Source organism: Comamonas sp. Z1 (assembly GCF_008121555.1).
In the GTDB taxonomy this organism is placed as follows: Bacteria; Pseudomonadota; Gammaproteobacteria; order Burkholderiales; family Burkholderiaceae_C; genus Comamonas; species Comamonas thiooxydans.
In genome coordinates, this window is sequence record NZ_VOQT01000002.1 from 1 (window position 1) to 21822 (window position 21822).

Annotated in this window: 25 protein-coding genes; 10 read left to right on the forward strand and 15 right to left on the reverse strand. The window is 61.2% G+C overall.

Annotated features, from left to right (window positions below; all coding sequences use genetic code 11):
• The first annotated feature begins 139 nt into the window (after positions 1 to 139).
• Positions 140 to 1303 carry a hypothetical protein gene (locus FSY45_RS03400; protein WP_046461854.1) on the forward strand — a complete coding sequence of 388 codons (1164 nt, stop codon included), beginning with the start codon at positions 140 to 142 and terminating at the stop codon, positions 1301 to 1303.
• 18 nt (positions 1304 to 1321) lie between these two features.
• On the opposite strand, the gene FSY45_RS03405 is transcribed toward FSY45_RS03400, so the two are convergent.
• The 5 genes from FSY45_RS03405 to FSY45_RS03425 all read right to left on the reverse strand — a co-directional run bounded on the left by FSY45_RS03405 (position 1322) and on the right by FSY45_RS03425 (position 6422).
• Positions 1322 to 3097, reverse strand: coding sequence for a bifunctional diguanylate cyclase/phosphodiesterase (locus FSY45_RS03405; RefSeq protein ID WP_046461855.1), 1776 nt, complete (start codon positions 3095 to 3097; stop codon positions 1322 to 1324).
• Between the two features lie 226 nt (positions 3098 to 3323).
• Entirely contained in the window at positions 3324 to 3938 is a 615-nt protein-coding gene (locus FSY45_RS03410; RefSeq protein ID WP_046461856.1) for an SCO family protein, read from the reverse strand.
• Between the two features lie 6 nt (positions 3939 to 3944).
• Positions 3945 to 4868 carry a heme o synthase gene (gene cyoE, locus FSY45_RS03415; protein WP_046461867.1) on the reverse strand — a complete coding sequence of 308 codons (924 nt, stop codon included), beginning with the start codon at positions 4866 to 4868 and terminating at the stop codon, positions 3945 to 3947.
• Positions 4869 to 4942: 74 nt separating this feature from the next.
• Positions 4943 to 5674, reverse strand: a complete 732-nt coding sequence (locus FSY45_RS03420; RefSeq protein ID WP_081007735.1) for a hypothetical protein — start codon at positions 5672 to 5674, stop codon at positions 4943 to 4945.
• Positions 5610 to 6422 (reverse strand): SURF1 family protein, encoded by an 813-nt coding sequence (locus tag FSY45_RS03425; RefSeq protein WP_046461857.1) that lies wholly within the window; start codon positions 6420 to 6422, stop codon positions 5610 to 5612. The genes FSY45_RS03420 and FSY45_RS03425 overlap by 65 nt, the downstream gene beginning before the upstream one ends.
• Before the next feature lie 14 nt (positions 6423 to 6436).
• Here FSY45_RS03425 and FSY45_RS03430 point away from each other — a divergent pair, with 14 nt between their 5' ends.
• The gene (locus FSY45_RS03430; RefSeq protein ID WP_041744308.1) at positions 6437 to 6679 is read left to right on the forward strand and encodes a twin transmembrane helix small protein; all 243 of its coding nucleotides are present in this window, start codon (positions 6437 to 6439) and stop codon (positions 6677 to 6679) included.
• Positions 6680 to 6747: 68 nt separating this feature from the next.
• Here FSY45_RS03430 and FSY45_RS03435 read toward each other — a convergent pair whose 3' ends face one another.
• From FSY45_RS03435 to FSY45_RS03460, 7 genes are all read right to left on the reverse strand, one after another.
• Positions 6748 to 7629: a cytochrome c oxidase subunit 3 gene (locus FSY45_RS03435; protein ID WP_046461858.1), complete on the reverse strand. Its 882-nt coding sequence runs from the start codon at positions 7627 to 7629 to the stop codon at positions 6748 to 6750.
• 88 nt (positions 7630 to 7717) lie between these two features.
• Entirely contained in the window at positions 7718 to 7915 is a 198-nt protein-coding gene (locus FSY45_RS03440) for a DUF2970 domain-containing protein (RefSeq protein ID WP_003071276.1), read from the reverse strand.
• Positions 7912 to 8526, reverse strand: a complete 615-nt coding sequence (locus FSY45_RS03445) for a cytochrome c oxidase assembly protein (protein ID WP_034353987.1) — start codon at positions 8524 to 8526, stop codon at positions 7912 to 7914. The genes FSY45_RS03440 and FSY45_RS03445 overlap by 4 nt, the downstream gene beginning before the upstream one ends.
• 34 nt (positions 8527 to 8560) lie before the next feature.
• On the reverse strand, positions 8561 to 8671 hold the full coding sequence (locus FSY45_RS28020; protein WP_003071272.1) for a cytochrome oxidase small assembly protein: 111 nt from the start codon (positions 8669 to 8671) through the stop codon (positions 8561 to 8563).
• Between the two features lie 10 nt (positions 8672 to 8681).
• Positions 8682 to 10325 carry a cytochrome c oxidase subunit I gene (ctaD, locus tag FSY45_RS03450; RefSeq protein ID WP_003071270.1) on the reverse strand — a complete coding sequence of 548 codons (1644 nt, stop codon included), beginning with the start codon at positions 10323 to 10325 and terminating at the stop codon, positions 8682 to 8684.
• A gap of 34 nt (positions 10326 to 10359) precedes the next feature.
• A complete protein-coding gene (gene coxB, locus FSY45_RS03455) occupies positions 10360 to 11934 on the reverse strand; it encodes a cytochrome c oxidase subunit II (RefSeq protein ID WP_046461859.1) in 1575 nt (524 codons plus the stop codon).
• Positions 11935 to 12514: 580 nt separating this feature from the next.
• Positions 12515 to 13423: a class I SAM-dependent methyltransferase gene (locus tag FSY45_RS03460; protein WP_046461860.1), complete on the reverse strand. Its 909-nt coding sequence runs from the start codon at positions 13421 to 13423 to the stop codon at positions 12515 to 12517.
• Positions 13424 to 13509: 86 nt separating this feature from the next.
• On the opposite strand from FSY45_RS03460, the gene FSY45_RS03465 reads away from it, so the two are divergent.
• From FSY45_RS03465 to FSY45_RS03475, 3 genes are all read left to right on the forward strand, one after another.
• The gene (locus FSY45_RS03465) at positions 13510 to 14250 is read left to right on the forward strand and encodes a ComF family protein (protein WP_046461861.1); all 741 of its coding nucleotides are present in this window, start codon (positions 13510 to 13512) and stop codon (positions 14248 to 14250) included.
• A gap of 70 nt (positions 14251 to 14320) precedes the next feature.
• Positions 14321 to 14815: a tRNA (uridine(34)/cytosine(34)/5-carboxymethylaminomethyluridine(34)-2'-O)-methyltransferase TrmL gene (gene trmL, locus FSY45_RS03470; RefSeq protein ID WP_012839697.1), complete on the forward strand. Its 495-nt coding sequence runs from the start codon at positions 14321 to 14323 to the stop codon at positions 14813 to 14815.
• A gap of 87 nt (positions 14816 to 14902) precedes the next feature.
• Positions 14903 to 15277 carry a DUF4148 domain-containing protein gene (locus FSY45_RS03475; RefSeq protein ID WP_223305702.1) on the forward strand — a complete coding sequence of 125 codons (375 nt, stop codon included), beginning with the start codon at positions 14903 to 14905 and terminating at the stop codon, positions 15275 to 15277.
• A 103-nt stretch (positions 15278 to 15380) separates the two neighbouring features.
• On the opposite strand, the gene FSY45_RS03480 is transcribed toward FSY45_RS03475, so the two are convergent.
• Positions 15381 to 15845 (reverse strand): MaoC family dehydratase, encoded by a 465-nt coding sequence (locus FSY45_RS03480; RefSeq protein WP_046461863.1) that lies wholly within the window; start codon positions 15843 to 15845, stop codon positions 15381 to 15383.
• Between the two features lie 132 nt (positions 15846 to 15977).
• Entirely contained in the window at positions 15978 to 16610 is a 633-nt protein-coding gene (locus FSY45_RS03485; protein WP_003071257.1) for a LysE family transporter, read from the reverse strand.
• A gap of 204 nt (positions 16611 to 16814) precedes the next feature.
• Between FSY45_RS03485 and kefC the strand changes: the two genes are divergently transcribed.
• Positions 16815 to 18707, forward strand: coding sequence for a glutathione-regulated potassium-efflux system protein KefC (kefC, locus tag FSY45_RS03490; RefSeq protein WP_003071254.1), 1893 nt, complete (start codon positions 16815 to 16817; stop codon positions 18705 to 18707).
• Positions 18708 to 18723: 16 nt separating this feature from the next.
• Positions 18724 to 19176, forward strand: a complete 453-nt coding sequence (locus FSY45_RS03495; RefSeq protein WP_034353992.1) for a DUF1841 family protein — start codon at positions 18724 to 18726, stop codon at positions 19174 to 19176.
• A 155-nt stretch (positions 19177 to 19331) separates the two neighbouring features.
• On the opposite strand, the gene FSY45_RS03500 is transcribed toward FSY45_RS03495, so the two are convergent.
• Positions 19332 to 19994, reverse strand: coding sequence for a cytochrome c (locus FSY45_RS03500; RefSeq protein ID WP_034363567.1), 663 nt, complete (start codon positions 19992 to 19994; stop codon positions 19332 to 19334).
• A gap of 116 nt (positions 19995 to 20110) precedes the next feature.
• On the opposite strand from FSY45_RS03500, the gene FSY45_RS03505 reads away from it, so the two are divergent.
• From FSY45_RS03505 to FSY45_RS03515, 3 genes are read left to right on the forward strand one after another with little or no spacing between them, the layout of a single operon-like run.
• Positions 20111 to 20953 carry a MoxR family ATPase gene (locus FSY45_RS03505; RefSeq protein WP_003071243.1) on the forward strand — a complete coding sequence of 281 codons (843 nt, stop codon included), beginning with the start codon at positions 20111 to 20113 and terminating at the stop codon, positions 20951 to 20953.
• 30 nt (positions 20954 to 20983) lie between these two features.
• Positions 20984 to 21205 carry a hypothetical protein gene (locus tag FSY45_RS03510; RefSeq protein WP_003071240.1) on the forward strand — a complete coding sequence of 74 codons (222 nt, stop codon included), beginning with the start codon at positions 20984 to 20986 and terminating at the stop codon, positions 21203 to 21205.
• 11 nt (positions 21206 to 21216) lie between these two features.
• Entirely contained in the window at positions 21217 to 21819 is a 603-nt protein-coding gene (locus tag FSY45_RS03515) for a GNAT family N-acetyltransferase (RefSeq protein ID WP_003071238.1), read from the forward strand.
• Positions 21820 to 21822 lie beyond the last annotated feature (3 nt).

Below are 21822 nucleotides of genomic sequence, written 5' to 3' on the forward strand. Positions count from 1 at the left end.
AAGTAGCCACGTCAATCACTCCTGGTCTCCTGCTGCACAAGAAAGCAGCAGGCTAGGGTTAATGCGTGGGTCAGATTGAGATGGAAAAACCGGGGGCTAGTGGGTCACTTCTGGGTGGAAATCAACATTCATCTTCTTCATGCAAGACTTGATTGCCCAGATTTCGCAGCAATGGCTGCAGCTTCCGGATTGCCAGGCCGAACACAAGGACGCGGCTAGAACACGCATCAGCAGCAGCGCAGTAGCCGGCTCCATGGATATCGAATTCTTTGTGCACCACGGTGGCAACGGCGCTTTCTCGGCCACCAGGTATGAGGAGACCATGCAGTTGGGCGCGGAGCATCGGCTTCATGCCTGGATCACGCTGCGCGATGCTGCCGGTGAAGTCATACACCATGAAGTCAGCTGCAACCCCGGGCGCTGTGCACAGCTGCTGCATGAATGGCGCACAGCGCCTGATGCAGCGCCAGCACAGGTCACCATCCAGGCCATGACCCGCAGTCCATATACCGACGAGACTGAAGCCTGTGTACCTGCGATGGATCAGGATCTGAACCTCGGCATGCTGGACACGCTTGCCGATGCCGGGCCGGCGCTCGAACAGCTGCAGGCCGATGTGGCGGCCATCGACCCCGTGCGCCTGCTTCAATCCTGGCCACGCGATGATCGCGGACGACTTGCGGCGCGCACCACCGCCATACTCGCGGCCTATGGCCCCGCCACACGCAAGCGCCAGCCCTGCCTGATGGCTCGATCGGTGATGCAGTCAAAGATGCCCCGCTGGCAATTGCTTCTATCGTCCGAGTTTCTCTACAACTGCCGCCATCAATGGAGCGATGCCCGCTGGCTGTGGTCGTTAGCAGACACCCCCAAGGACTCTGAGCTGGAGCGCAAGGCACGCCAGCTGATGAAGCAAGGCAGGATCAGCGAGGCCTGCGCACTGTATGGCATCGAGCTGCACGAACGCGTGCGAAGACTTGCCGCAGGTCAGTCATTCCAGCGCTTCTCGCCCGCGCCAGAGCCCTGGGCGCAAGAGCTGCGAGCTGCTCTTCTGCAGTTGGCTCCGTGGCGTCTCACAGCAGGCCTGCAACGCATACAGGAGCACCTGATTCAGGCCAACCGCAAGCCGCCCAAGCCCGGCAGCTGGGAGCGCAAGCTGTTCTGGTTCTCGGGCCAGCGCCAACAGGCGCGTTGGGGCCCCGGAGTACGCTTCAACGAGGATGGCAAGCCGGTGCTGGACCTGATCGTCACCGCATCCAACGAGCATTTTCCCGTGCCGGACTGGAAGCAGCAGCCACGCTAATCCCGTCAGTCAATATCATCAAACCACTGCCAGCCAGTCCCGCACCTGCTCGGCGGGCATGGCGCGCGAATGCAGCCAACCCTGGAAAAACTCGCAGCCGATGTCGCGCAGCAGCTGCAGCTGATCAAGTTCTTCGACACCTTCGGCCACGACCTCCAGATCCAGCGCATGGGCCATATGCACAATGCCGCCCATCAGCCTGTCACGGCAGGGCGAGGGAAACAGGAACTCCCGCCCCAGCTTGACGCGCTGCAGCGGCAGATATTGAAGATAGGCCAATGACGAATGGCCGGTGCCGAAATCATCCAGCGCAATCGTCACTCCCAGCCGAGCCAGCCCCTGCAGCACTTCGCTCCCCTGAGCGGGATTGATCATGGCCTGGGATTCGGTCACTTCCAGCTCCAGCCATTGCGGCGGTACCTGATAGCGCTGCAGACAGCTGCTGACCTGCTCGACCAGATTCACCTGCCGCAGTTGATAGGCAGAAAGATTGACCGCTACCCGCAACGGCGTACCGGCCTTGAGCCACAAAGCGATCTGCTTGCAGGCTGCGTCGAGCACATAGTTGCCCAGAGCCACGATCTGGCCCGAGGCCTCTGCCACCGGAATAAAGCGCGCCGGACTGACATTGCCTAGCAAGGGATCATGCCAGCGCAGCAAGGCCTCCACAGCCACCACAGCGGAGCTCTCGACCTTGACCTGAGGCTGGTAGTGCAGTTGCAAGCCACCATAGCTGAGCGCCATGCGCAAGCGCTCGGCCAGTTGCACGCGTTCGGCCATTTCCTTGCCCATGGCGGGTTCGAAAAACACCGCATGGCCGCGCCCCTGGCCCTTGGCGCTGTACATGGCCATATCGGCAAAGCGCATCAGGTCGTCACCGGTCTGCGCATCGTCGGGATAAAGGGCAATGCCCACGCTGGCACCGAAATCCAGCGCCAGCCCGTCATGCTTGAAGGGGATGGAGAGCGCCGCCAGTATCTGCTCGCTCCAGAAACGGGCCCGGGCCGCATTCTCACCCACCAGCAGCACCATGAATTCGTCGCCACCCAGGCGTGCCAGCACGCCCTCGCTGCGCAGCTGGGACTTCAGCCGCCTGGCGACCTCCCGCAGCAGTTGATCGCCTGCTGCATGGCCGTAGCCGTCATTGATGGCCTTGAAGTTGTCGAGATCAAGTTGCAGCAGGGCCAGTGCTTCGCCGTCAGCCTGCGCCAGCTTGAGTTGCTCCTGCAGCTCCTGGCCGAATTGCCAGCGATTATTGAGGCCAGTCAAGGTGTCCTTGGTGGCCTGGAACTTCAGGCGTTGCTGCATCTGATGCAACTCCGTCACATCACGCACAAAGGCTATGGCCAGACCTTTGTCGTCATCGCCAAAATAGCCAAGAGCAATGTCCACCGGCACGGCATTGCCCTGCTTGCGCTGCAACCACAGCACGCCACCCAGCCCCATGGGCCGGCGCGATGGCTGGGCGAAGTAGCTACGCAGGTAATGGCCATGCCCGGCCTGAAACTCGGGCGGCAGCAGCGTGTCCAGCGCCTGCCCCTCGAGCTCGCCGCGCCCGTAGCCTGAAATGGCCTGCATGGCGGCATTGGCCGTCACGATGTTCCCGTCACGATCCACGAGCAAAATGCCGTCTGGAGCGGCATCCAGCGCCTGCTGCTCACGCCGGCTCAGCATGGAGGAAAGACTCACCCCCTCCTGCCAGGCCGACATGGCCAGTCGCAACCGGCGCTGGCAGTCCGCCAGCGCTGGCTCAGACACCGGTTTGAGCATTGAAGAAAAAGGGCACTCGGCCATACACGGACTCCAGATATCCACTCTGGCGTCCCTGCGTGCAGCCACTCCCCATGCTGCATCAACGGCCTGCATGCCCAACTCTAGAAAAGTCGGATCGAGCCTTGCCAAGTGTTTGAAGTCGCTCACTATGCGCGCGACATCGCATGCTCTCCTTGCGCTATATCAAACACCAACATGTAACAATAAATTTCAGAATCCGAGACCAATGCTGCTGGTCGCGACCGCTTCAGCCCAGCAGTGCCTTCACGTCCTGAGTCAGCAACTGCGGCCCCGCGCCGTAGCGCTCGTACACGCGCAAGCGGCCCTGGGGATCGAAAAGATAGGTGCCGGCCGAATGATCGAGGGTGTAAGTTCCTTCAACCTTGCCTGGCACCTTCTTGAAGAAAATCTTGAAATCCTTGGCCACGGCAGCAATCTCGTCGGCCGTACCGCTGAGCCCCACAAAGCTCTCGTCGAAGTTGGCCAGATAGGCCTTGAGCACCTCAGGCGTATCACGCTCGGGGTCCAGCGACACAAACACGGCCTGCAGCTTGTCGCCATCGGTGCCCAGCGCCTGCTTGACTTCAAGCAACTCCTGCAGCGTGGTGGGGCAGACATCAGGACACTGGGTGTAACCGAAGAACACGGCCACCACCTTGCCCGAGAAGTCCTTGAGGCTGCGCTTTTTTCCGTGGACATCGGTGAGCGGAATGTCCTTGGCGTAGTCTGCGCCCGTCACATCCACGCCCTGAAACTTGGGCTTGCTATCGTCCTTGCAGCCAGTCAATGTCAATGTGGCCGCACCGGCCAGTGTTGCGGCGCCTAAAGCGCCGAGTACGCGCAGCGCAGCTCGTTTATCCATGGTCGATCAGGCTAGGTAGTGATCCACCAGCAGCGCAGCAAACAGCAGGCTCAGATGGATCAGGGAAAATCGGAAGGTCTTGCGTGCCAGCGCATCCGAGTAGTTGCGCAGCAGTGCCCAACCATAACCGCAAAAGCCCAACCCCAGAATCACTGCGGCAAAAAGGTAGAGATAGCCACTCATGCCCACCACAAAAGGCAGCAGACAGCCGGCAAACAGCACCAGGGTATAGAGAAACACCTGCAGCCGCGTGAAGGCATTGCCATGCGTGACCGGCAGCATGGGCAGACCGGCGCGGCGGTAATCCTCCACTCGGTACAGCGCCAGCGCCCAGAAATGCGGCGGCGTCCACAGAAAGATGATGAGAAAAAGCAGCAGGGCTTCATGCCCTACCTGTCCCGTCATCGCCGCCCAGCCCAGAACAGGCGGCATGGCACCCGATGCCCCGCCGATGACGATGTTCTGGGGCGTCAATGGCTTGAGCACCAGGGTGTAAATCACGGCGTAGCCGATGAAGGTGGCCAGCGTCAGCCATAGCGTGAGCGCGTTCACGGCCAGCAGCAAGATGGCGGCCCCTGCGGCGCACAGCAAGGCCGAAAACAGCAAGGCCTGGGAATGCGAGAGCTCGCCGCGCGCCGTGGGGCGCCAGGCCGTGCGCTTCATGCGCGCATCGATGCTGCGCTCGACCAGGCAGTTGAAGGCCGCAGCCGCCGCGGCCACCAGCCAGATGCCTGCACATGCCACCAGCATGCGACCCCAGTCCTGCCAGCCGGGAGCGCCAGGCACGGCCAGCACCATGCCGATGAAGGCGCAAAAGACGATGAGCTGCACCACCTTGGGCTTGGTCAGCGCGTAATACTGTGCCCAGCGCGAAGCAGCCGCTCCTGCTGCCGGAACCGCGTCTTTCAAATCCGAGATTTCTGCCTGCATGCGGCCCTCCTCGCTGGCCATGATTCAGATCGCTGATAGCGCTTGCGAGAGCCGGCTACCGCGGGTTTCAACAGCTATTTCTGCGCCGTTTCGGCCGTGGCTCGCCCGGCCTCATCCCAAGAGGCAGAGGCGCGCAGCAGCCGCTCCAGATCGCGCTTGGCCTTGCCGGCCGTGGCTTTGTCCATGTTTGCAGGAAAGCGCATCATCCAGTGACCCTGCGGATCGACCACATACAGATGCTCGTCCAGTGCATGTCCCGCCTCGGGCTTGAGCCAGTTGCCGATGACTGTAGCGGGCACACGCAGCGTTGTGGCTTGCTCGGCAGCAGGCAGGATTTTTTCAGGCACAGGCTGCTGGTCGCTGATGAGCCAGACCCAGTCCAGCCGGTCTTTTTCACGGCCCAGGGTTTCACGCAGCTGGCGCTGCAGATAGAGATGATCCTGACAGCGTTGCCCGCAGTCCCCGGCACTGGTGCTGAGCAGCAACCACTGGCCCTTGAGGCTGCTCAGATTCACGCTGCGTCCGTCCAGCGTATTGGCCTGTACCTCGGGCAGACCGGGCTGCTCGGCAATCAGCTCGCCATAGCTGCGCTGCTGCGAAGGACGCAACACGTAGTAGGTGAAGTAGGAGGCCAGCACCGGCGCCGCACAGACCAGCAGCACGGCCAGCATCTTCCAGCGACCGCTGCGCGCCTGGCTCTGCGCGGGATCGGGCAGGCCGTGGACCGCAAAGCTCAGCGGTTCATCCCTCGGGCTGCGCTGCGCGGCGGCCGGGGTAAAAGCGTCGGACGAGTTGAAACCAGACATAGAGCAACACCACCAAGACACTGAGTCCGAACCACTGAAAAGCATAGCCGTAGTGCTTTTGCACACCGGCATTGATCTGCGGCCAGTCGCGCAGCAAGCCTTCGCTGGCGCTGCCGCTTTGCACCACGCTCAGCGCCAGCAGCGGCAAGCCGCTTTGCTGCGCCCACAGGGCAATGTCTGCATTCTGTCGGATGCGCGACTTTTGCTCATCAGGGTCTGCCCCGCCATGGGCCGCTTCCAGCTCCATCAGCCTGGACGGCGGTGCCTCCAGCCTGCCCTCGATGCTGACCAGGCCTGCAGGCGTCTGCACCTCGGGCAGGAGCGCGCGGTCCATGAAGTTGCGTGGTGCCCAGCCACGCTGCACGACGACAACCCTGTGCCCGTGAGGCGCACTCAGTCTGAAAGGCGTGAGCACATAGAAGCCGGCGCGGCCCTGCATCTGCCGGTTGTCCAGAAACACGGTCTGCTCGGCCAGCCACTGGCCCTGCAGTTGCACGGGTCGATGCAGCAGCGTCGCCTGTTGCGCTTGGCCGATGGATTCGGATGCCAGCGGCACTTCTGCTGCCAGTTGTGCGTTATGCCAGGGCTCCAGCGCCTGTTGGCGCATGATGGCATCAAAGATGGCCTGCTTCTGCGCTGCCCGGCCCAGTTGCCAAAAGCCCAGCGATGCTGCGGCGGCCACGCAGATCAAGGCCGCCGCAGAAATCAGTAGAAACCGCCAGAGGTCTGGAAATCGGGAAATGCGCACCAGATAATCCGTTCATGAAATTCGTGATCATTCTCGCCTTTCTCGCCATCTTGGCGAGTCTCGGCAGTGCGCTGTTCTTCATGATGCGCAGGGGCGACGACAGCGAAAGCTCGGAGGCCGACGACGCCGAGCGCAGCCGCAAGATGTTTCGCGCCCTGGCCCTGCGCGTGGCTTTGTCGGTTGCGCTGTTTCTCTGCGTTCTGCTGGCGGCCAAGATGGGATGGATACAGCCCACGGGCTGGCAGCCCGGGCAATAGACCGCTTTGCGCCGCGCTGGATAACGCTCCAAAAATAAAAGCGCCTTGCGCTTCTATTTTTGAATGCCTTACATCCAGTACACGAGGATGTAGAGAAAGACCCAGACCACGTCCACAAAGTGCCAGTACCAGGCCGCGCCTTCGAAGCCGAAGTGGTGCTTGTCGCTAAAGTCGCCCTTCATCAGGCGGATGGTGATGAAGAACAGCATCAGCATGCCCACCAGCACGTGGAAGCCGTGAAAGCCCGTCAGCATGTAGAAGGTGGAGCCGAAAACGCCCGAGTTGAGCTTGAGGTTGTAGTCGTTGTAGAGATGGTGGTATTCGTAGCCCTGCACGCAGAGGAAGACGAAACCCAGAATCACCGTCATCCACATGAAGCTGATGCAGCGCGCCCGGTTGTTGACCTGCAGCGCATGGTGGGCGATGGTCAGCGTCACGCCCGAGCTCAGCAGCAGCGCCGTGTTGATGGTGGGCAGCCAGAACGGGCCCACGGTCTTGAAGGGCTCGACAATATTCGCGGGCGACCCCGTGGCACCGGGGGCAACGCTGGGCCACACGGACTGAAAGTTGGGCCACAGCAGCTCGTTGGCCAGGCTGCCCAGCGCCGGCACCGAGTGCGCGCGAGCCCACCACAGCGCAGTGAAGAAGGCGCCGAAGAACATCACCTCAGAGAAGATGAACCAGCTCATGCTCCAGCGGTAGGACAGGTCGATCTTGCGGCTGTTGAGCCCGGCCTCGCTTTCGCGCGCTGCATCGCGGAACCAGACGAACAGCACGGCCAGCCACCAGACCAGACCGACGAACAAGGAATACATTCCCCATTCGTGACCATTGATCCAGGTGCCTGCGCCCAGGATCACAAAGAACAGACCGATGGCCGCCATCACGGGATGGCTGGATTCGGCTGGCACATAGTAGTAAGGGGTTGCGCCCTGCGGGGTTGCACTCATCACTCGGCTCCTGACTCTGTTGATCGTTGTTTTGACCGACGCTCCACTATCACTTGCACTGCATTCGCCACACCTGTTTCAGCCAAGGCTAAACGACCAGGTTGACGATCCATATCAACGCTAATACCAAGGCAAAAATCGCCACCAGCCCCACGGCAATCACATGCAGCGGAGTGATGCTGGCGAAATCCTTTTCGTACTCCTTACCCTTGCGCACGCCCAGCATGGCCCACGCGACAGCCACAATGCTGCGCCAGAATCCGGTCTTCTTGACGTCCTGAGTCATGAACTGCCTCCGGGCGTGACGACTGCCGCCGTGCTGGCATCGGGCGCTGCAGGGGTCTTGCCGCCCACCTCGAAGAAGGTGTAGGACAGCGTGATGGTCTTCACATCCTTGGAGATGCGCGGATCGATGACGAAGGCCACCGGCCACTCACGCTTCTCGCCGGGCTCCAGCGTGTACTGCGAAAAGCAGAAGCACTCCAGCTTGTTGAAGAAGGCCGTGGCCTGGCGCGGTGCATAGCTGGGGATGGCCTGCGCGGCCATGCGCCGGTTCTGCACGTTCTGGAACTCATACATCACCGTGGCCAGCTCGCCGGGGTGAACCTGCACCGAACGCATGGCCGGCTTGAAGTCCCAGGGACCGCGAGCATTGGCATCGAACTCCACGGTGATGGTGCGGCTGGTATCGATCTGGCTGTTGGGCGGAAGCTTCACGTCGCGGCCCGCCACGCCGGCGCCGGGCACCTGCTTTTCGGACAGCGACAGGATGTTGATGCCCGTCAGCTCGCAGATATGCTTGTAGATGGGAATGAGCACATAGCCAAACGCAAACATGCCCAGGGCAACGATCGCCAACTTGCCCACCATCTTCGCGTTTTCCTTGGCTATGCTCACCTCAAGCTCCTCCACTCGTTGCCATCGGGCTGCCTCAATGCAGCCAGGCCATCTTCACCACAAATCCGATAAAGAACACGACAGCCGTGGAGGCCAGGATCAGCCCCAGCCTCAGGTTGTTCTTGCGTTGCTCCTGGGTCGTCATACGCGCCTCCTCAGGCTATCACCTTCGTCGCGGTTTCATCGAGCTTGGGAGGCGTCTCGAAGGTGTGGAACGGCGCCGGAGAAGGCACTTCCCATTCCAGGCCCTCGGCCGCTTCCCAGGGTTTTTGCGGCGCCTTCTCGCCATGACCGCGCATGGCGGGCCAGACGACGAACAGGAAGAAGTACACCTGCATCAGACCGAAACCAAAGCCGCCGATGGAGGCAATCATGTTGAAGTCGGCGAACTGCATGGGGTAGTCGGCATAGCGACGCGGCATGCCGGCCAGACCCAGGAAGTGCATGGGGAAGAATGTGATGTTGAAGAAGATCAGCGAGCCCCAGAAATGGATGCGGCCACGCGTCTCGGAATACATCACGCCCGTCCACTTGGGCGACCAGTAGTAATAGCCGGCAAACATGGAGAACAGCGAACCGGCCACCAGCACATAGTGGAAGTGGGCCACCACGTAATAGGTGTCCTGCAGCTGGATGTCGATGGGTGCCATGGACAGTATCAGTCCCGTGAAGCCCCCCATGGTGAACACGAAAATGAAGCCCACGGCGAACAGCATCGGGGTTTCAAAGCTCATGGAGCCGCGCCACATGGTGGCCGTCCAGTTGAACACCTTCACGGCCGTGGGCACGGAGATCAGCATGGTCGCGTACATGAAGAACAGCTGACCCGTGACCGGCATGCCCGTGGTGAACATATGGTGGGCCCAGACGATGAAGGACAGGATGGCAATCGCCGCCACGGCATAGACCATGGAAGTGTAGCCAAACAGCTTCTTGCGGCTGAAGGCGGGCACGATCTGGCTGACGATGCCGAAGGCCGGCAAGATCATGATGTAGACCTCGGGGTGACCGAAGAACCAGAAGATGTGCTGGTACATCACCGGATCGCCGCCGCCCGCAGGATTGAAGAAGCTGGTGCCGAAGTGACGGTCGGTCAGCGTCATGGTGATGGCGCCGGCCAGCACCGGCATCACGGCGATCAGCAGGTAGGCGGTGATCAGCCAGGTCCAGGCAAACAGCGGCATCTTCATCAGCGTCATGCCGGGCGCGCGCATGTTCAGGATGGTGACGATGATGTTGATCGCTCCCATGATGGAGCTGGCACCCATGATGTGCATGGCAAAGATGCTGGTGTCCATGGACGGACCCATCTGCAGCGTCAGCGGGGCATACAGCGTCCAGCCCGCCGCCGGTGCACCGCCGGGCATGAAGAACGAGCCCACCAGCATGATGCCGGCGGGAATCAGCAGCCAGAAGCTGAAGTTGTTCATGCGCGCAAACGCCATGTCGGACGCACCGATCTGCAGCGGCAGCATCCAGTTCGCGAAGCCCACGAAGGCCGGCATGATGGCGCCGAACACCATGATCAGGCCGTGCATGGTGGTGAGCTGGTTGAACAGCTCGGGGTTGACGATCTGCAGGCCGGGCTCGAACAGCTCGGCACGGATCAGCATGGCCAGAATGCCTCCCACCATCAGCATGGTGAAGGAGAACAGCAGGTACATCGTGCCGATGTCCTTGTGGTTGGTGGCAAACAGCCAGCGGCGCCAGCCCGAGGGCATGGCGTGGTGATGGTCGTCGTGCCCATGGTCGTGACCATGGCCCTCATGGGTGTGGACGGGAGGAACTACGGCGCTCATATTCTTTTCTCCAATCGGTCTCTATACCCGGGGCTTACTTCGCGGCCGTGATGTCAACACGGCGTGCCTGCTGGTCCGCGCCTGCCGCAGCCGTGATGGTTTCGGGCTTGCGCAGCTCGATGCGGTCACCGGCAATGCCGCTGTCCTCCAGCAGCTTGGCCACGGCCTTGGCTCGCTCCTTGGCCAGCTCCGCGTTCTTGTCGGCGTTGCCGGTGGAGTCCACAAAGCCCGACAGAGCAATCTTGCCGTCCTTGTGGGCACTCCAGTACTCGGCCGCCTTCTTCACCGCAGCCTGGGCCTTGTCGTCCAGCACGCTCTTGCCGGTCTCGAAAAAGACTTGATAAGGGCCGGCGTCGCTGGCGGCAGCGGCTGCACCTTGCGCAGGGGCAGCAGAGTCTGCCGCAGGAGCGGCGGGTACAGCACTGCCTCCGCCTTCAGGGAATTTGCCGCCACGCGCTGCCACGAACTGGGCGGGCTGCACCAGTTGGCCGGTCTGGTTGCTCCAATGATTCTTGGCAAAGGTCACCACTGCGGCCAGTTCGGTGTCGCTCAGCTGCTTCCAGGCCGGCATGGCACCGTTGGCGCGACCTTCGAGCACGGCGTGCATCATATCGGCCGTGGGGCCCAGGACCACGGGACTGCCGTCCAGCGGCTTGATGGGACCGGCTCCCTTGCCATTGGCCTGGTGGCAGGCAGCGCAGTTGGCGGCATATACTTTTTCGCCACGTGCCACCAGATCGGCCAGCACCCAGACCTTGTTCGGGTCATCGGCCTTGGCGGCCAGCTTCTTCTTCTCTCCGGCCACCCAGGCGGTGTAGGCTTCGGCAGACAGCACCTTCACATGGATGGGCATGTAGGCATGCTCCTTGCCGCACAACTCGGCACACTGGCCGTAGTAATCGCCGGTCTTCTCGGCCTTGAACCAGGTATCGCGCACAAAGCCCGGAATCGCGTCCTGCTTGATGCCAAAGGCCGGCACCATGAAGGAGTGGATCACATCGTTGGCCGTGGTGATGATGCGTACCTTCTTGCCCACGGGTACGACCAGCGGGTTGTCGACCCTGAGCAGATAGTCGTTGGGCGCATTGCTCACATCGCCGCTGTTGGACATCTGGCGCTGGGCGTTATCCAGCGTGGAAACAAAGCCCAGGCCTTCGCCCTCGCCGCTCAGATAGTCATAACCCCATTTCCACTGATAGCCGGTGGCCTTGATCGTGAGGTCGGCATTGGTCGTGTCCTTCTGCGCCACCAGCACCTTGGTGGCGGGTAGCGCCATCAGAATCACGATGATGAAGGGAGCAACCGTCCAGGCCACCTCCACCTTGACCGATTCATGAAAGTTCGCAGCCTTGGCACCCTGGGATTTGCGGTGCTTCCAGATGGAATAGAACATCACCCCGAACACCGCGATAAAGATCACCGTGCAGATGATGAGCATCATCCAGTGCAGCCAGTGCTGCTCCACGGCAATGCGTGTCACAGGCGGATGCAGATTGAGCTGGTTGACGGCAGGGCCTCCCGGCAGATCCTGCGCCGCATAGGCCATGGAACTACCCCACGCCGCCAAGGCCAAACTCCAGGGAACCAGCTTGGTGGAAATGTTTTTCATCGTTTTCACTTACCTCTAAGCCTCAGTTGTCCACTCGCTCACACCGCTTCGTGCCGCTGCCGGCCAAAAGGCTGTGACACTCACACTACCTCGCGAACTTCAACGCAGCATGCCCCAGAATTTGATAGCACTGTCTGCGCGCATTCACTAATGCATGTACCGGAAACCCATGCCAATCGACCTTGCGTAGGCAGGCCTGATCGGACTTGAAACTCGTACTGGCAAGCGCATCTCACGGCAAGTGCCGGAGATGGCTGAAACTGGCCTGGCAGCCAAGACAGAAGGGAAGAAGATGGGACGTCCCTGCACCGCGACAACCGCCGGGCACAGGGATGCGTCAGCGCAGCAAAAGGCTGGCTTGTGGTGATGATGAAATGCGAAAACCGGCCGCTGTCGAACCCGCTGGCCAGTCCCCTTGGCAAAGCGAAACACCCGATATCTCCCCTGGCGGCTTGGGCCGCACTGTCTGGTTTCCTTCAGGCAGGAGAGAAGCCCGAAGGATTGCTGCTATCCATGAAATAACTAGGGGAAATTGTAGGCAGCTTTGTGTCGAATCAATGACCGGAAAACGACAGATGTGCTATCGCAAACCCGTGTTGCGGGGCTGCTTGAGCATGGCCTTCATGTCTTCCAGCGACACGGCGCTGTTGGCTTCCAGACGCAGCTTGGGCTGCGGTTTGTAGGCGTGGCCATAAACGATCTCGAAGGTCAGCGAGAACTGTCCATCGGGCTGCTTGTCGGCCCAGCGCTCCGCCATTTTCTGCAGCAGCCCGGCCTTCCAGCCACGGCCGCGCAGACCGGCAAAACGCCCGGGGTGCAGATTGCGGCCCAGTTCGCGCAGTTCCTGCAACAGACGCTGCGGCGTGGCAAAGGTCAGGGTGATGCGCTCCATGTCCATCACCGGCTCGGCAAAACCGGAATGCACCAGCATGTCGCCCCAGTCATGCATATCGGTAAACGTATGACCTGCCGGCCCCCAGCCCAGTTCGGCGTAGAGCCGATGCAGCTGCTGCACCGTATCCGGCCCGAGGCAGGAGAACATGACATAGCCGTCGACCTTGAGTGCCTTGTGCCAGCGCTCGATCAGGGTCTGCGGATCGGCTGCCGTATGCAGCAGCATATTGGCCCAGAGCATGTCCATGCTGGCATCTGCGGGCGCCCCCATCTGCACGGCAGCCCCCTTCCAGCGCGAGAGCTGCCACCAGCGGCTGCCGAGCTTGTCCTGGGCCACGGCCTCGCGGCGGGCTACGGGTTCATAGATCGTGCATTCGGCCTGCGGATAGCGCTCGCGCAGCAGTTGGTGAGCCTGCATGCCGCCGCGAACCGGCTCCCAGTGACACCATTGCTCAGGCGGCTTCACGATCCAGTCCAGGCGCTGCTGCATGCGACTGGCCACCTCTTCGTGCAACCAGGGGGATTCGGCCGGAGCGGCCATTTGCCAATGGTTTGCAGCTGCAGAATCAATTGTTGGAGGCAGGACGTGGGACATGGGCGGACAGAAGCAGGCAGAGAGTCGAGCGAGCCGCTCACCAACTGCCGGAGTAAAGATCAATGCGGCGCGAGTATATTGATTCCATGCCCGACCTTCATGTGACATGGCTTTCACACCTGCGCCGCCAGCAGCAGCGTTGGCTGGATGCCTTGCCCAGCCAGTGCGCAATCTGTGGACGCTGGCCGGGGCCGCGTATCTGCCGCGACTGCCATGCACGCTGGGCCCAGCACAAGCACCGCTGCCACAGCTGTGCCCTGCCGCTGCCGGCTCTGGTCAGCCTCTGCGGCAACTGCCTCAAGCAACCACCCCGACTCAAGCGCTGCACCGCCGCACTGGACTATGCCTACCCATGGCAAAACCTCATCACACGCTACAAGTTTCAGGCCGACCTGGGGTTGGTGCGCAGTCTGGGCAGGCTGATGGCCGGTCACCCCGAAGTCAGGGAGCAGTTACGGGCCTGCGATGCCTTGCTGCCCATGCCGGCCTCCGCACAGCGCGTGCGCGAGCGCGGCTTTGACCACAGCCTGCTGCTGGCACGCTCCCTCTCTGAGCAATACAACAGGCCTTTGCCCTTGCTGAGCGAGGCTGTGCAACGCCAACACCTGGAGCTGCCCCAACATGCCTCCAGCCGGGAACAAAGACTGCGCCAGCTGCGCGGCATTTTCAGCCTCGCCCCGGCTCGACAGGCTCTGGTGAAAGGGCGGGAGATTTTGCTGCTCGACGACGTGATGACCACCGGTGCCACGCTGGATGCACTGGCAGGCTGCCTGCTGTCGGCCGGCGCGGCATCGGTCAGCGCCGTCGTGCTGGCACGCACGCCTTGACCCATATTCGCCAGTCTGGAACTGCGAAGGCGGCAGCGTGGGTCAAAGCCGGGCTGCACAATAGCGCCCCATGTTTCATATCGTTCTTGTGGCGCCCGAGATCCCTCCCAACACGGGCAATGTCATCCGTCTGGCCGCCAATACGGGTTGCAGCCTGCATCTGATCGAGCCGCTGGGCTTTTCCATGGAAGACCGGCATATGCGCCGCGCCGGACTGGACTATCACGAGTACGCCAATGTAGCCCGCCACGCCAGTTGGGACGCCTTCCTCGAAACCTGTCAGCCGCAGCGCGAGCGCATGTTCGCCATGACCACGCATAGCAGCAGCCCGGCGCATGCCATGGAATTCAAAGCTGGCGACTGGCTGGTCTTTGGCTCTGAAAGCAAGGGCCTGCCACCCGAGGTGCGCGCCCAGTTCCCCAACGAGCAGCGACTGCGCCTGCCCATGCTGGCATCTCAGCGCAGCCTGAACCTATCCAATGCCGTGGCCGTAACGGTGTTCGAAGCCTGGCGTCAGCAGGGCTTCGCGGGTGCTGCCCTTGCAGAGCCCAAGACGGCTCTTTAAGTTCCCGCTTATTGTCTCTATTTTCGGAACAATAAGTTGCGCAACAGGGGGTTTTTCTCGCAATTAGATCGTCCTAAAGTACGACCCATGGACTTGCAGCCGACCGACGATATCCGCCAGGACTGCAGGCCCGATGTACCCAAAGGACGAATCATGAAATACGCCAACCGCCTCGCCATCGTTGCCACCCTGGCTATGTCCGCCGCCGCTGCACAGGCTGCAAGCTTTGACTTCACCGGCGGTCACTACCCTCCCGAAGTTGCATCACAGTCCACCCTGACCCGTGCCCAGGTCAAGGCCCAGGTGCAGGACGCCATGGCCAGGGGTCAGCTGCAGCCCGTTGGCGATGCCTATCTGCCTCTGTCCCAGCAACAGCAATCCAGCAACCTCAGCCGTGAGCAAGTGCGCCAGGAAACCATTGCCGCTGGCAAGGCCGGTTTGCTGGACAACTATGGCGAATGACGACCCCTGAGCAGCACCCTGCTGTGCAAGGTGCTGCTCAATAACAAAGCCCCAAGGCCGATGCCAAGGGGCTTTTTTCATGGCTTGAAAATTACGCCGCGAATCAGGCCACAGCACCAAAGCTGCGCGCCAGCGACTCGGCCACGCACACAGGCTTGTCGCTGCCCTCGCGCTCCACCGTCACCAGCCAGGTCATCTGGATGCCGGCCGGCTCGATGCGCTCCGCCGCCTGCAATGTCATGCGGGCCCGCAAGCGGCTGTTGACGGGAACCGGGGCCATGAAGCGCACACGGTTGAGCCCGTAGTTCACTCCCATCTTGGCGCCTTCGATCTTGAAAGTGCCTTCGAAAAACTGAGGCAGCAGGGACAGCGTGAGAAAGCCATGGGCAATCGGCGCGCCGAACGGCCCCTGGGCTGCGCGCTCGGGATCGGTATGAATCCATTGCTGATCGCCCGTGGCATCGGCAAACATTTGAATCTGGGCCTGTGTGATGGTGATCCAGTCGCTGACGGCGACTTCCTGCCCAATCGAGGCCAGCACTTCGGAGTAGGAGCGAAAGGTTTTCATGCCCCCAATGTAGAAGCCCCCTGCCCTGCGCCATGTCTGACGCGGGACAAGGGGCTTACCCTAGATTATTCGATCAAATATGCCGCTGGCTCAATCTATTCATACGCTTGCAGCTATGTTTTTTAAAGCGGATCAGGCTTCACCGGAGCGCTGCACAAAGAACAGCCCCGTGCCCACCGCCATCAGCAGGCCGCCGAACACGCGGTTCTGGTTGCGCATGGCGCGTGCGCTGCGCATCAGGCCGCGCAAGGCGCTGGCGCCTGCGGCATAGCTGTGCATCACCGTGGTATCCACGGCCAGCATGGTCACGGCCAGAATCGCCAGTTGAGGGGCCAGAGGACGGCTGGTGGTCATGAACTGGGGCAGCACCGCCACCATGAAGATGATGCCCTTGGGATTGGTGGCATTGGTCAAAAAGCCCGTCAGTACGCGCTTTTTGAGACTGGCCTCGGGCACGGCCTCTTGCGTTGCCAGCGGCGAGCCACCGGAGCGCCACTGGCTGATGCCCAGATAGATGAGATAGCCGGCGCCCACGATCTTGACGGCATTGAAGGCCCATTCGGATGCCATGAGCAGCGAGCCCACGCCGGCCCCGGCTATCAGCAAGATGAGCAGCAACCCGAGCTGCAGGCCCATGATGGTGGCGCTGGTCTTGCGCACGCCGTAGGACAGACCATGACTCATGGACAGCACGGCCCCCGAGCCCGGCGAGACCGCAATGATCCAGGAGGCCACAAAAAAAGCAAACCAGGTGTGCAGATCCATACTCACTCCAAACGCCGATCTAAAGCGCCAGCCACAAAGCGCCTATCTTAAAAGTTGCGCGGTCAACTTGCAGACGCATGGTTGACCAGGCGCTATAAGCAGCAGGTCACCATTCGTCCCATTTTTCTTTCTGTCAAAAATCTGACGCCTGACTGCGGGTGCCAAAATGGAATCTCTCTAGGGTTAACACCACATAACATTCCCATGGAACACGGCTCTCCCATCTGGCTGACTTACGGCTTCATCTATCTTACGGCGGCAGTTCTAGCCGTCCCCATCGCCAGAGCCCTGGGCCTGGGAGCCATCATCGGCTACCTGGGCGCCGGCATTGCCATGGGCCCTTGGGGTTTTGGTCTGGTGCGCAATGTGGACGACATCCTGCACTTTGCCGAATTCGGCGTGGTGCTGATGCTGTTCGTGATCGGACTTGAGCTGCAGCCCAAGCGCCTCTGGGAGCTGCGGCGACCGATCTTCGGCTGGGGCATGGCGCAAATGGCGGTCTGCACCGGCATTCTGTTTCTGGCCGCATGGGCCTTTGGTCTGTCCTGGCGCGTCAGCCTGATTGCGGGCATGGGCCTAGCCCTGTCGTCCACCGCTGTCTGCCTGCAGATCATGGCCGAGCGTAATCTGATGCGTACTCCCAGCGGACAGGCCGCTTTCTCCATCCTGTTGTTCCAGGACGTGGCGGCCATCCCCATCCTGGCGCTGATTCCGATTCTCGGCGCTTACAAGGCCGCTCATGCCAGCCACGGTGACAGCCATGTCTGGCTGGCCATTCTCAAGACCGTGGGTACGATTGGCGCCGTCATCATCGGAGGCCGATTACTGCTGCAACCGCTGCTGCGCTGGATTGCGCGCAGCAAGACCCCCGAGATCTTCACCGCCACTTCCTTGTTGTTGGTCGTAGGCATTGCCATGCTGATGACACAGGTGGGCCTGTCCATGGCGCTGGGCGCCTTCCTGGCCGGCGTGCTGCTGGCCGACAGCGAATACCGCAGCGAGCTGGAAACCAATATCGAGCCGTTCAAAGGGCTGCTGCTGGGCCTGTTCTTCATGGCCGTGGGCATGAGCATTGACTTTGGCGTCATCCTCCAGTCTCCCTGGGCCATGGCCGCCATGGTGACGGGCTTTATTGCACTGAAGGCAGTGATGATCTTCGGCTTGGCCAAATTCATGCAGATTCCCTGGCGCGAACGCCCGGTGTTCACGCTGATGCTGGCGCAAGGTGGGGAATTCGCCTTTGTGGTGTTCCAGACAGCCGCGCAGTACAAGGTGTTTCGCCACAGCGTCTCGTCCATGCTGGTCGCAGCGGTGGCTCTGTCCATGCTGCTGGGCCCGCTGCTGCTGGTGCTGTTGGACAAACTGCTGCTGCGCCGCTTTTCCACCATCAAGGATGAGGAATGCGGCTCCGACAAGGCCAAAGAGATCTCCGAGCCTCAGGACTCGCCCATCATCATTGCCGGCTTCGGCCGCTACGGCCAGATCGTGGCTCGCGTGTTGCTGGCCCAGGGCATACGCCCGACCATCCTGGACCATAGCGTGGAAATGCTGGAGGCCGCGCAGATCTATGGCCACCGGGTGTTTTACGGCGATGCCACTCGCATGGATCTGCTGCGCATTGCAGGCGCAGCCAAGGCTCATGTGCTGGTGATTGCCGTCGACACTCCCGAGCAGTCCCTCAAGATAGCCAGCCAGGTACGCAAGCATTTCCCCAACCTGGAGATCGTGGCCCGCACCCGGGATCTCAATCACTGGTTCCAACTGCGCGACCTGGGTGTGGAGCATGCCCAGCGTGAAGTGTTCGAGTCCAGCCTGATCTCGGCCCAGTCGGTGCTGGAGCTGTTAGGTCAGAGTCCGGCCGAGGCCAAACGCATCACGGCACGCTTCAGAGAGCACAATCTGGCATTGGCCGAGCGCATGTACCCGCATTACAAGGACAAGAATCAGCTGATTGCGGTGGCCAAGCAGGGCCGCCAGCAACTGGTGGAGCAAATGGCCAAGGAACGTGCCGATCTCCTGGCTGGCAACGCCGAGGCAGAGGATACGCCCCAGGCCAGCGAGCAAGACCACAGTCCGGCTGATGCCCGACAGCCGTGATACGCTGCGCGCCATCATGTTCAACCCCAGTCAAGCCGACGTACGGCGATTTTTTTGCGGTGTGCGCGCCAAGATGATCAGCGGCGCGCCCATGGAGGCCATCGAGACACTGGCCAGCCTGTGGATAGACGAGCACCCCGAGTATTTCGATGAGCTCTCCGACATGGATGCCGCCGTGGCGCGCAACTATGACTCAGAGCCCGAGCGCACCAACCCGTTTCTGCATCTGTCCATGCATCTGTCCATCAGCGAGCAGTGCAGCGTGGACTCGCCACGCGGCATCCGCCAGGCGGTTGAGTTGCTGGCCAAGAAGCGTGATCTGCATGACGCCCATCACGCCGCCATGGAATGCCTGGGCCAGATGCTCTGGGAAAGCCAGCGCTCGGGACGCCCGCCCGATGGCGAAGCCTATGTCGCCGGAGTGCAGCGTCTGGCCACCACCGACGGCAGTTTTAAAAGTACCCCCTGATGCGCTGCGCAGCCTCCGGTGGGAGATGACACACTCGCGGCAGGATGGCTCCAGCTCTGCCCCCCAAGCCCTGGGGACCGGCCCCCTGAGCTGCATCCCGTTGAGAAAAAGCAAAAGCCCGTCTTCACGGGCTTTTGCTTTTTCTGAAACAAGGTCTATTTCTGGCCCAAGCGGAAGTGCGGCTGCGCCACCACCTGCATCTCGCTGTCCAGGCTACCGATGTACTTGGCGAGTTGCTGCAGCTCGTCGTTCTTGAACTGCTTGGCAATGCCGGCCATCACGCCATTGCTGCGCCCGATGAGCGGATTGCCATCGGTTTTATATGACTGCAAGGCGCGGAAAACATAGTCCGAATACTGCCCTGCCACCTTGGGATAGGACGGGTCAATCGGCTTTGAAAAGCCTTCACCGTGACAGGAGAAGCAGGCGCCTTTTTGCAGCAGCGCCGTGACAGCAGGGTTCGCCTCCTTGGCCTTGCCGTCCTTGGCCTTGCCATGACCTGCATAGAAGGCCGCCACATCGGCCATGTCCTGCTCGCTCAGCGAGTCGGCAATGCCACGCATGGTGGGGTGTTTTCGTTCGCCTTTCTTATAGGCATTCAGGGCCGAGACGATATAGGCCTCGTTCTGCCCGCCGATCATCGGCACCTTGTAAACCTCAGGGAAGCTGGCCTGATAACCGGTGATGCCATGACAGCCTATGCACATGGCGATCTTGCCTTCGCCAGCCTTTGCATCGCCCTTGACAGCCTGGGCGTTTGCCGCGCCGGTCACTGATGCGACAACTACTGCCAATACCGTGGTCCAAGTTTTTATCATTTTGCGCGCACAATCCTTCAAGAGTTCAGACGGGTGCTCAAATGCCTTGCTGCAGTGCAAACGATTATGGCAGTGAGAATTTCGCACGCTTATCAATACTTACGCTGATACCGCCCATGAAGTTTCAAGGTTCCGACAAATACGTGGCCACACAAGATCTGATGCTGGCCGTCAACGCTGCCGCTACCCTGCAGCGCCCTCTGCTCATCAAGGGCGAGCCCGGCACGGGCAAGACCATGCTGGCCGAGGAAGTGGCCCAGGCGCTGGACATGCCGCTGTTGCAGTGGCATATCAAGTCCACCACCAAAGCCCAGCAAGGCCTGTATGAGTACGACGCCGTGAGCCGCCTGCGCGATTCGCAGCTGGGAGACGAGCGCGTCAAGGACATTCACAACTACATCGTCAAGGGCGTGCTCTGGCAGGCCTTCACGGCGGAACGTCCCGTGGCCCTACTGATCGACGAGATCGACAAGGCTGACATCGAGTTCCCCAACGACTTGCTGCGCGAAATCGATCGCATGGAGTTCTATTGCTACGAGACGCACGAGATGATCCGCGCCAAACACCGCCCCCTGGTGTTCATCACCTCGAACAACGAAAAAGAGCTGCCTGACGCATTTTTGCGCCGCTGCTTCTTCCACTACATCAAGTTCCCCGATGCCGACACCATGCGCCAGATCGTGAACGTGCATTTTCCCAAGCTGCAGGGTGAGTTGCTGAATGCCGCCATGAAGGTCTTCTACGATGTGCGCAATCTGCCCGGCCTCAAGAAAAAGCCTTCGACCAGCGAGCTGATCGACTGGCTCAAGCTGCTGGTCGCCGAGGAAATTCCTGCATCGGCCCTGCAATCCGAGGAAGGCAAGGTCAGCGTACCGCCCCTGGTTGGCGCGCTGCTCAAGAACGAACAGGATATGAGCCTGTTTGAAAAGCTGGTCTTCATGAATCAGCGCAACCGCTAACCGTCCTTAAGAACCGAGGAGACGCAGCCCATGAGCACCGCACAACAACTGCTGCTGGAAGGCGGCTCCGACGCCATCGGCTTTGTGGGCGGCGCCCTGCTGGGCTGGGGCCTGTCCCATGTGCTGGGCCTTGACCTGTTTGCCCAGGGCTATGGTGCGGGCAGCATTGCCGCCATTGCCATGGTGGGGCTGGGCGGAGGCCTGGGGCTCAAGCTGGCCCGACTCTGGCGCAGCAAGCGCAATCCACTTTGAGTGAGCAAGCCATGACTTTTGTAGAACCTGTGACCTTGCGCGACCGCGGTGTGCGACTGGAGCCGCTGGATCTGAGCCATGAGCCTGGACTGGCAGCGGCCGCTGCCGATGGAGAGCTGTGGAAGATTCGAGTGACTTCCGTGCCCGAGCCTGGCGAGGTGCGCAGCTATATCGAGGCCGCGCTGCTGGGCCGCGACCAGGGCCACCGCTTTGCGTTCGCCGTGCTCGACGATGCCAGCGGCAAGGTGCTGGGCACGACCAGTTATCACGACATCGTGCCGGCCATTCGCCGTGTGGAGATTGGCTACACCTGGTATGCCAAAAGCGTGCAGCGCACTCATGTCAACACTTCGGCCAAGCTGCTGCTGCTGGCCCATGCCTTCGGTACGCTGGGCTGCCATGTGGTGGGCTGGCGCACGGACAACTTCAACTTCGCCAGCCAGCGCGCCATCGAGCGCCTAGGTGCCAAGAAAGATGGCGTGATTCGCGGCCATGCGCTGCGCCGCGACGGCACGATTCGCGACACCGTGATGTACAGCATGCGCAGCGGCGAATGGCCTGAAGCCCGTGCACAACTGCTCTATCTTCTGGAGCAGCATGCACCCGCTACATAAGCG